The organism is Streptomyces sp. NPDC031121 (genome assembly GCF_055570615.1).
Genome location: NZ_JBVIGV010000018.1, coordinates 118,189 through 124,877 on the forward strand (window position 1 = coordinate 118,189; position 6,689 = coordinate 124,877).

5 protein-coding genes are annotated in these 6,689 nt (G+C 72.1%); all 5 read left to right on the plus strand.

The window, feature by feature from the left end; all coding sequences use genetic code 11:
- Positions 1-42 precede the first annotated feature (42 nt).
- Positions 43-729, plus strand: a complete 687-nt coding sequence (locus ACZ462_RS28935) for a glycosyltransferase family 2 protein (protein WP_229884592.1) — start codon at positions 43-45, stop codon at positions 727-729.
- Positions 729-1,136, plus strand: coding sequence for a DUF2304 family protein (locus ACZ462_RS28940; protein ID WP_467808425.1), 408 nt, complete (start codon positions 729-731; stop codon positions 1,134-1,136). The genes ACZ462_RS28935 and ACZ462_RS28940 overlap by 1 nt, the downstream gene beginning before the upstream one ends.
- A 4-nt stretch (positions 1,137-1,140) precedes the next feature.
- On the plus strand, positions 1,141-2,046 hold the full coding sequence (locus ACZ462_RS28945) for a glycosyltransferase family 2 protein (protein WP_467808426.1): 906 nt from the start codon (positions 1,141-1,143) through the stop codon (positions 2,044-2,046).
- A gap of 75 nt (positions 2,047-2,121) precedes the next feature.
- Positions 2,122-4,032 carry a hypothetical protein gene (locus ACZ462_RS28950; RefSeq protein WP_467808427.1) on the plus strand — a complete coding sequence of 637 codons (1,911 nt, stop codon included), beginning with the start codon at positions 2,122-2,124 and terminating at the stop codon, positions 4,030-4,032.
- 179 nt (positions 4,033-4,211) lie between these two features.
- A partial coding sequence (locus ACZ462_RS28955; protein ID WP_468253121.1) for a peptidoglycan recognition protein family protein occupies positions 4,212-6,689 on the plus strand: 2,478 nt, incomplete at its 3' end.

Here is a 6,689-nt window from a genome sequence, read left to right on the forward strand (position 1 = left end):
ATCAACGCGCACGCGAACGTGCCACTTTCCGCTGGAGCTACCGTGTCCCAATACGACGATGTCTGGCTGGTCATACCGGCCTATAACGAGGGCCAGGTGATCGCCGGGGTCGTCGAGGATGCGCGCAAGACGTTCCCCCACATCGTCGTCGTCGACGACGGCAGCACCGACGACTCCGCCGAGCACATCGCCACCACCGGCGCCCACCTGGTGCGCCACCCGGTCAACCTCGGCCAGGGCGCGGCCCTCCAGACCGGGCTGAAGTACGCCCTGGCCCAGCCCGGCGCCCGCTACTTCGCCACCTTCGACGCGGACGGCCAGCACCAGACCGCCGACGTCGAGAAGATGGTCGAGGTCCTGCGCCGCGACGAGGCCGACGTGGTCCTCGGCTCCCGCTTCATCGAGCAGAACGGCCAGGTGCCGTGGATCAAGCGGGTCGTGCTGCGCACCGCCGCCGCCGTCAGCCCGACGGCCCGCAAGCTGAAGCTGACCGACGCGCACAACGGCCTGCGCGTGCTGAGCCGCAAGGCCGCCGAGCAGCTGAACATCACCATGAACGGCATGGCGCACGCGTCCGAGATCGTCGGCTTCCTCGCCGCGTCCGACCTGCGCGTCGCCGAGGTCCCCGTGGACATCCTCTACACCGAGTACTCGCGCGCCAAGGGCCAGTCCCTGATCAACGGCGTGAACATCGTCTTCGACATCACCATGCGGGAGCGTGACCGCTGATGAAGTACTTCTGGATTCAGCTGCTCCTCATCGCGGGCTCGCTGTCGATGGCCCTGGTCTTCATACGGACCTGGGGCCAGGCCAAGAACCGGGCGTGGAAGCGCATCGCGTTCTCCGCGTTCGTCGTCGTCAACGTCTACGCGGTCCTCCGCCCGACGGACGTCACCTGGCTCGCCCACAAGCTCGGCGTCGGCCGCGGCACCGACCTCGTGCTCTACGTGATGGTGCTGGCGATGGGGTTCCTGACGCTCAACACCTTCCTGCGCTTCCGCTCGCTGGAGAAGAAGATCACCGACCTGGCCCGCACGGTCGCGCTCAACGAGGGCGCCCGCCACAACGACGAGCGCCTCGGCAAGGCCGAGGAGGGTGCCGACGCCGGCGCCGGCTCCACGAAGGTGAAGGCCTGACACCGTGGCGACGTTCGACTTCATGCTCCCCTACTACGGGGACGTGCAGCTGATGCAGGACGCCGTCCGCAGCGTCCTGGCCCAGACGGACCCCGACTTCCGCCTCGTCGTCATCGACGACGGCAAGGAGCCGGACGTCCCGGGCTGGTTCGAGTCGCTGGGCGACCGCCGCGTCACCTACCTGCGCAACGAGCAGAACCTCGGCATCACCAAGAACTTCCAGAAGTGCGTCTACCTCTCCGAGGCCGACCACGTCGTCATCATGGGCTGCGACGACCTGCTGCACCCCCACTACCTGGAGACCGTCCGCGGCATCATCGCGGAGCACCCGGGCGTCGGCATGGTCCAGCCGGGCGTCGAGGTCATCGACGGCGACGGCAGGCCCGCCCACGGACTCGCCGACCAGGCCAAGCGGCGCCTTTACGCCCCGCAGGTCGGCGGCCGGCGCGTGATGGGCGGCGAGGAGCTCGCCACCAGCGTGCTGCGCGGCAACTGGCTGTACTTCCCGTCGATCTGCTGGCGCGGCGACGCCCTCCGGAAGATCAACTTCCGGGACGAGTACTCGGTCATCCAGGACCTGGCGCTGGTCGTCGACCTCCTGGAGGCCGGCGAGGACATGGTCATCGACGAGTCGACGACCGTCTTCCGCTACCGCCGGCACGCCGTCAGCGAGTCCTCCGTCCAGGCCTACTCGGGCACCCGCTTCACCGAGGCCGAGCGCTACTTCTCCGCCGTGGCCGCCCGCATGGACGCCCGCGGCTGGCACAAGGCCGCCAAGGCGGCCCGCTTCCGCAGCGCCTCCCGCCTGCACGCCCTCACGATGCTGCCGGGTGCGCTGCGCCGCGGAAACCGCGAAGGCCTGCGCACGCTCGCGCGGCACGCGTTCACGGCCGGACAGCGAGCCGACTGACACCCCGCACACCCCAGACCGCGGCCCCCCCCCGGCCCCGCCGCGCGGTTCCACCCGCATCCGGATTGGACGGACATGACACACCTGGCCCCCGAGGCCATCGGAGAGCCCGGTGCCACGCGCGGCGGCACCGGAACCGGCACGGCGACGGGGGCCGGCCCGGCCGCGGCGGCCGCCGGAAGCCTGCGGGAGTGGTTCTCCCGCCGCTGGGTCCGCGCCCTCGCCGAGGCCGCCGTCAGCCTGACGGCCGCCCTCGGCTACATGCTGCTGAGCCGGCACATCGTGGTGAACCCGATCGTCCGCCTCGGACAGGTCAGCGGCCTGGCCGCGCTCCAGAAGTACGCGGCCGTGATCGGCCTGCCGCTCCTCGCGCTCCTCCTCTACACCGCCTACCGCGGGTCGGCCCGGCGGCACGCCCTGGCCAAGCGCCTGGTGTGCGCGGCGCTGGCGGGCCTGGCCACCGGCATCATCGCCGGCGGCGTCGTCGTCGCCCTGCGCGGCACGCCCCACCCGCTCGGCGGGCAGGAGGGCGACCCGGGCGTCCTGATCGACATGGCCAACTCCTTCCTGCACCGCGAGGGCATGTCGGGCATCTACCCGCCCGCCTTCCCGGCCCTGATGGCCCTCTGGGCCAAGATCCGCTACCACGGCCGCGGCGAGACCGGCTTCGCCCTGCACGACCTCCAGATCTTCTTCACCGCAGTCGCCGGCCCGATGGCGTACCTGGCCTGGCGGACCCTGCTGCGCCCCTTCTGGGCGCTGCTCATCGCGGTGCCGGCGGCCGTGCTGTTCCTCGACCCGATCCGCCCCTACAGCCACGTCGTCATGATCGTGCTGCTGCCGCTGCTGGGCTGCTGGCTGCGGCGGATGCGCCGGCCCGAGGGGCGCACCACCCGGCAGCTGGTGCTGCGCGGAGCCGGCTTCGGCCTCGTCTTCGGCGCCCTGTTCCTGTGGTACTCCGGCTGGTACGTGTGGGCCGCCCCCGGCGTCGCCGTCCTCGCGCCGTTCCTCTTCCCGTGGCGCCGCGGCGGCGGGGCCGCCCGCAAGGCCGGCCTGTTCGTCGGGTCCACCGTGGCCGTGGCCGGGGCCGTCGCCTCCCCGCTGCTGTACCAGATGGTGCGGCTGGGCGCGGAGAACCCCGACCGGTACGCGTTCCTCTCCGTGTACGCCGACCCCGGGTACGTCCTCGGCTGGGTCTCGGACCGCTCCGGGACGCTGACCTACCAGACCTGGCCGGCCGCCGGCGAGATGGCCGGGCAGAGCGGCTTCGCCCTGCTCCTGCTGTTCGCCGTCGGCCTCGGCCTCGGCCTGGGCCTGCGGAGCGTCATGGTCCGCACGGCGGCGGCGGTCCTCGCGGGCGCCTGGTTCGCCCGCTTCTGGTTCGCCTCGCAGATGGCCCACGAGAAGGCCGTGCAGCTGTACCCCCGCACCACGTGGATCATCATGTACTGCCTGATGATCCTGGCCGTCCTCGGCATGATGGCCGCCGTCGGCCGCGGCTCCGGGTGGATCGAGCGGACCCTGCGCCCGCGGACCGCCGCCGGCGGGGCGGCTGCGGACCGGGTCGTACCGCAGCGGGTCGTGCGCCAGCTCGCCGCCGGCATGATCTGCGTGACCGCCCTGTTCGCGGCGATGGGCGCCTCCTGGTCGGCCAACCGGTACATGCCCTCGAAGGACGTCGACGAGATGGGCATCGACGCCTACCGGGCGCACACCCTGAAGAAGCGCGACGGCAGCTGCCCCCGCTACTCGCCCGTCAAGGGGGAGTGCGACGACATCAACAAGCGCGACTGGAAGCCCGGCCCCATGCACGACTTCATCTGGTGCGCGGGCATCGTCGCCGACGACTGGCCGGCCGTCTGCGGGACGAAGGCGCCCAAGAACGTCCCCTCGCGGATCGACCTCGAGCGGGACCGGATGGCGGAGCTCGCCGAAGCCGTCAGGAAGGCCGAGGCCGCCCAGAAGGCGCAGGCCGCGAAGAAGTAGCCGCCGCCGGACGGCTCCAGGGCCCCCGGTCCGACCGCGTGCGGTCGGACCGGGGGCCTTCTCGCGTCCTCCCCGCCGCCCGACCCTGCAGGCCGCACCGTCAGAGGCGGCAAGTAGCATCCGCCGCAGCAGACAGGTCTTCAGCAGGCGGTACACGCCCAAGGGGTGGGAACAACAACGTGAAACTGAATCGTGTACGGGGGACGGCTCTGGCTGCCGTGCTCGGCGCCGCCGCGGTCGTGGGCGTCCAGGCCACGGCGGGCGCCGAGCCGGGGGACGGCGCCGGCAGCGGCAGATCGACGCCCTACAGCAGCAAGGCGAAGGCACGGGGCCCGGTCGCGAGCGAGGTGCACAAGCTCGCACTGAAGCCGAAGGGCGCCGGCGAGGCGGTGCTCGCCCAGCAGGACACCAAGCCGTTCGGCCTCCTCGGCGTCTCCTGGACGGACCCGGCCGCCAAGGTCGGCGGCACCATCGAGGCCCGCGCCCGCGACGCCCGGACGGGCAAGTGGTCGCGCTGGATCGAGCTGGAGCCCCTCAAGCCCGGCATGGACGGGCCGCGCCCCGGCGCGAAGGGCGCGACCGAGCCCGTGTGGGTCGGCGCCTCCGACGGCGCCGAGGTCCGCGTCAAGGGCGGCGCGCTCCCCGCAGGCCTGGAACTGAACCTGGTCGACCCGGGCGGCAAGGCCGGCGCCGCCGAGCGCAGCGGCACGCTGAACGCGGACCCCGCGGCGTTCTCCGCCACCACCGCGGAACCGGGGCCGCCGTCCACCGCCCCCAAGCCGACCGTGGTCTCGCGGCTGGAGTGGGGCGCCGACGAGTCCCTCAACGACGAGGGCCCGGTCTACCTGCCCGAGGGCAAGGTCAAGGCGCTCTTCGTCCACCACACCGCCGACGCCAAGCCGTACGACTGCTCGCAGTCGGCCGCGATCGTCCAGGGCATCCACGTCTACCACGTGAAGACCAACGGCTGGCGCGACCTCGGCTACAACTTCCTCGTCGACAAGTGCGGCACGATCTTCGAGGGCCGGCAGGGCGGAATCGACCAGCCCGTCCTCGGCGCGCACACCTACGGCTGGAACGCCGAGTCGGCGGGCATAGCCGTCCTCGGCGACTACACGTCCGCCGGGACCACCCCGGCCGCCCAGTCGGCGATCGCCCGGATCGCCGCCTACAAGCACGGCCAGTACGACGGCGACATGAACGGCACGGCCACGCTGACCGCGGGCGCCACGCAGGTCAACTTCTCCGGCAAGTCCTTCACCGCCGGCCAGACCTACCCGTTCAAGGCGGTCTCCGGGCACCGGGACGGCTTCAACACGCAGTGCCCGGGCAACCAGCTCTACGGGCAGCTCGACGCGGTCCGCGCCTCCGGCCCCGCCGCGCAGCTGAAGGCGACCACCCTGAACGGCAAGCCCGTCCAGCCGGGCACCGTCCACCAGACCGCCGGCCCGCTCGCCCTGGAGTGGAGCACCAGCACGCCCAGCGACCGGCTCGCCAAGTTCGAGCTGCTGGTCGACGGCGCCCCGGTGGCGACGGTGCCGGGCACCGCGCGCTCCGCCGGCGCGATGCTGACCCCCGGCAGCCACCAGGTCGAGGTCCGGGCCACCGCGGCGAACGGCGCCGTGTCGACCTCGCTGCCGGTCAGCGTCCTCGCCGAGGCCACCCCGGCCACGTTCGTGCCGGTCACCCCGAAGCGGCTGATGGACACCCGCGAGGGCCTCGGCGTGCCGAAGGCCCAGGTGGGCGCGGGCGGGGTGGTCACCCTGCCCGTCGCCGGCGTCCAGGGCGTGCCCGCCTCGGGCGTCACGTCCGTCGTGCTGAACGTGACGGCGACCAACCCGACCGAGGCGAGCTTCGTGTCGGTGTACCCGAGCGGCATGACGCGGACGAGCGCCTCGAACCTGAACTTCACCGCCGGCCGGACCATCCCGAACCTGGTCGTGGTGCCGGTCGTGGACGGCAAGGTGAACTTCTACAACAACCAGGGCCGCGTCGACCTGATCGCCGACATCACCGGCTACTTCACGGCGGGCTCGGCGGGCTCCTCGCACGTCAACATCGGCCCGAAGCGGCTGATGGACACCCGTGAGGGCCTGGGCGTGCCGAAGGCGCCGGTCTCCGGCGGCGGTGTGGTCACGCTCCCGGTGGCGGGCGTCCAGGGCGTCCCGGCGACCGGGGTGACCGCGGTGGTGCTGAACGTGACGGCGACCAACCCGACCGAGGCGAGCTTCGTGTCGGTGTACCCGAGCGGAACGACGCGCACGAGCGCCTCGAACCTGAACTTCACCCCCGGCCAGACCATCCCCAACCTGGTGGTCGTCCCGGTCGTGGACGGCAAGGTGAACTTCTACAACAACTCGGGCCGCGTCGACCTGATCGCCGACATCACCGGCTACTTCACCGCGGGGTCCGCGGGCTCGTCCCACTTCAACATCGGCCCGAAGCGGCTGATGGACACCCGTGAGGGCCTGGGCGTGCCGAAGGCGCCGGTCTCCGGCGGCGGCGTGGTCACCCTCCCGGTGGCGGGCGTCCAGGGCGTCCCGGCGACCGGGGTCACCGCAGTGGTGCTGAACGTGACGGCGACCAACCCGACCGAGGCGAGCTTCGTGTCGGTGTACCCGAGCGGAACGACGCGCACGAGCGCCTCGAACCTGAAA

Bases quoted from the DNA above. Each gene is read 5' to 3' on its own strand.
- ACZ462_RS28940 (WP_467808425.1), top strand. From the start codon at position 729: ATGAAGTACTTCTGGATTCAGCTGCTCCTCATCGCGGGCTCGCTGTCG.
- ACZ462_RS28950 (WP_467808427.1), top strand. From the start codon at position 2,122: ATGACACACCTGGCCCCCGAGGCCATCGGAGAGCCCGGTGCCACGCGC.